Source organism: Methylobacterium oxalidis, assembly GCF_007992195.1.
Lineage (GTDB): Bacteria > Pseudomonadota > Alphaproteobacteria > Rhizobiales > Beijerinckiaceae > Methylobacterium > Methylobacterium oxalidis.
Map to the genome: position 1 here is coordinate 1 of NZ_BJZU01000268.1, position 1,737 is coordinate 1,737.

General features: G+C 66.1%; 3 protein-coding genes. All 3 read left to right on the forward strand.

What is annotated here, in order from left to right; translation table 11 throughout:
• The coding region (locus MOX02_RS30430; RefSeq protein WP_147029481.1) for a phasin family protein at nucleotides 1–404 on the forward strand (404 nt) is incomplete at its 5' end.
• Nucleotides 405–532: 128 nt separating this feature from the next.
• Nucleotides 533–778 carry a hypothetical protein gene (locus MOX02_RS30435; protein ID WP_147029482.1) on the forward strand — a complete coding sequence of 82 codons (246 nt, stop codon included), beginning with the start codon at nucleotides 533–535 and terminating at the stop codon, nucleotides 776–778.
• A 66-nt stretch (nucleotides 779–844) separates the two neighbouring features.
• Nucleotides 845–1,737: alpha/beta fold hydrolase (locus tag MOX02_RS30440; protein ID WP_147029483.1), on the forward strand; the 893-nt coding region annotated here is incomplete at its 3' end.

Consider the following 1,737-nt stretch of genomic DNA (forward strand, 5'->3'; position numbering starts at 1 on the left):
GCGTCGAGACGGCCTCGCAGCAGGCGCGTGAGGCCACTGAGCGTTTCACCAAGACGCTGGGTTTCACCGGTGAGGACAGCGAGCGCCTTGCCCGCCAGTCCAAGCAGAACCTGGAGGCGGTCGCACGCTGCGGCACGGTCCTGACCCAAGCCTTCCAGGATGCCTCGCGCCATTGGTTCGAGCTTGGTCAGCGGCAGTGGCAGCGCAACCTCGACGGGGTGAACAAGCTGACCCGGGCCAAGTCGGTCCAGGAATTTGCCGCGATCCAGAGCGAGCTGTCCCGCGAGAGCCTGCAGCACATCGTGCAGGACAGCCGGGCGATCACCGAGACCTCGACGCGTGCCGTCGAGGAGGCCAGCAAGGCTTTCGCCAGCGTCGCGCAGACCCCGACGATCGTCCGCTGAGGCGCACAGCACCAGAACCCGAGCCACGATCTCGGGTTCGCCACAAGCCAGAGGGGCGGTCGCTACGGCCGCCCTTTTCCTTTTTCTCAGTCGCACAGGCTCCAGCGCCTCGCGGCACGGAGTGCACCATGTACGATCCCTTTGCCGTCGCCCTGCTCGCCCTGGAGGCTCAGAAGGTCGTCGAGCTTCGGCTGATGAAGCTCGCCTGGGGCGGCGCTGAGGGCTGCGCCGAAGCCCAGCAGATGGTGAGCGAGAAGGTCAGCGCCTTCGTCGAGGCGTCCGGCACTCTGATGACGGGCGGCTCACCCGACACGGTGGTCGCCCGCTACCGCGAGCGTGTCGCGGCCAACACCAAGCGGCTGACCGCCGCCTAGAGCGGAATGCTCCTACCTTGGCCGCCTTCCCGGCCGAGGCCGCCCCCACGACACAAGGCTCACCGTATGACACAGCGTTTCACGACACGAAGCTGGCTGCTGCCGGCCCTGCTCGGGTCCGGAGCAGCCCTCGGCGCCTCTGCGCTCTACGCTGTCTCGAAAGCGCGTGGGGCGGAGCAGCGCCATCCGCCCATTGGCAGCTTCCTGACGGTCGATGGGGTGCGTCTGCATTACGTCGAGCGCGGGCAAGGCGAGCCCCTGGTGCTCATCCACGGCAACGGAACGATGATCCAGGACTTCCTGGTCAGCGGCATCGTCGATGAACTCGCGAAGCGCTACCGCGTCATCATCATCGATCGTCCCGGCTACGGCTACAGTGAGCGACCGCGGGCGCTTTGGACACCGCGCGCGCATGCGACCCTGTTTCAGAAGGCGCTGCAGCAGCTCGGTGTCTCGCAGGCTGTGGTGCTCGGGCATTCGTGGGGCACTCTGGTCGCGGTCGCCCTGGCGCTGCAGGCTCCTCAGCTTGTGCGCGGTCTCGTCTTAGCGTCAGGCTACTACTACCCGACCCTGCGCGCCGACGTGATCCTGTTCTCGCCACCTGCCATTCCGGTGCTGGGCGACGCGATGCGCTACACGATCTCACCCGTGATCTCCCGGCTCATCCTGCCGGGGCTGATCAAGGCCATGTTCGCGCCGGCCTCAGAGCCGGACCGCTTTGACCGAGAGTTCCCGAAGGAGCTGATGTTGCGGCCTTCACAGCTGCGGGCGTCTGCCGAGGACGCTGCGATGATGACGCCGGTCACGATTGAGCTTCAGGAGCACTATCGCGAGCTGAAGCTACCCGTCGTGATCGTTACGGGCGCGGACGATCAGATTGCGGATGTTGGCCGCCAGTCCGAGCGGCTGCACGGTGAAATCGTGAACAGCGAATTTATCGTCGTACCAGGCATGGGGCA

What these genes read in the sequence shown, in the direction of transcription:
- MOX02_RS30435 (WP_147029482.1), top strand. Translation starts at nt 533, where the DNA reads ATGTACGATCCCTTTGCCGTCGCCCTGCTCGCCCTGGAGGCTCAGAAG.